The organism is Arsukibacterium sp. MJ3, assembly GCF_000987765.1.
GTDB lineage: Bacteria > Pseudomonadota > Gammaproteobacteria > Enterobacterales > Alteromonadaceae > Alishewanella.
In genome coordinates this window covers 1-929 of record NZ_LAHP01000078.1, presented here as the reverse complement: position 1 = coordinate 929, position 929 = coordinate 1, and the positions used below count along the sequence as shown (strand labels likewise).

The following is a 929-nucleotide window of genomic DNA, read 5'->3' as shown; positions in this document are numbered from 1 at the left end:
ACCTCAGTATCTATGACCAATTGATGGAGGCCATATGAACTTACAGTTATCACGTATTGGTGAACTGACAGCAGAGTTACAGCTACCAGGCATTGATGCCAATGCTTGTGATTTAGCCCAACAAGCGGCGAAAGAGGAGTGGGACTATCTCACATTCCTGGAGCAGGCACTCCAGTGTGAGAAGCGATCACGCCATCAGCGCAAGCAGCATATGTTCACTAGAATGGCTGGGTTCCCTGGACTGAAAACGCTAGAAGACTTTGACTATGCCTTTGCCTCAGGTGTGCCCAAAAAACAGGTAACGGAATTAGCATCGCTATCCTTTATTGAGCGACAAGAGAACGTCGTCATGCTCGGGCCATCTGGGGTTGGCAAAACACATATTGCCGTCGCACTCGGCTACAAAGCTGTTCAGGCCGGCATAAAAACCCGCTTTATTAGTGCTTCAGATTTAATTCTGCAACTGGCTACAGCACAACGACAAGATAACTATAAGCAAGTGATGCAACGTTCAGTGGTTGCACCTAAACTGCTTATTATTGATGAGATCGGATACCTACCTTTTAGTGCCCATGAAGCAAAGCTACTGTTTGACGTCATCGCCAAGCGGTATGAAAAAGGCTCGGTGATTTTAACCAGCAACTTACCATTTGGTCAGTGGGGACAGGTGTTCGCTAACGATACAGCATTGACATCAGCCATGTTAGACAGAGTTTTACATCACTCTCATATCTTACAAATCAAAGGAGAAAGTTATCGGATCAAAGAAAAGAAACAAGCCGGATTAATGGATAAACCCAAAGAGTAGTGGATCACTTTTAGATTGTTGCTGTGGATCACTTTTAGACTGTTGTTGACACTTAGAAATTCTTGTATTTATAGAACATCAACTAAATTTAGTTCACTGCCACACAGGCAGCTTAGAAAAC

The 929-nt window shown here is 43.9% G+C and carries 1 protein-coding gene; it reads left to right on the top strand.

Going from position 1 to position 929, the window contains the following annotated elements; genetic code table 11:
- The first annotated feature begins 34 nt into the window (after positions 1–34).
- Positions 35–808 carry an IS21-like element helper ATPase IstB gene (istB, locus tag VT06_RS16805; RefSeq protein WP_046555482.1) on the top strand — a complete coding sequence of 258 codons (774 nt, stop codon included), beginning with the start codon at positions 35–37 and terminating at the stop codon, positions 806–808.
- Positions 809–929: the final 121 nt, after the last annotated feature.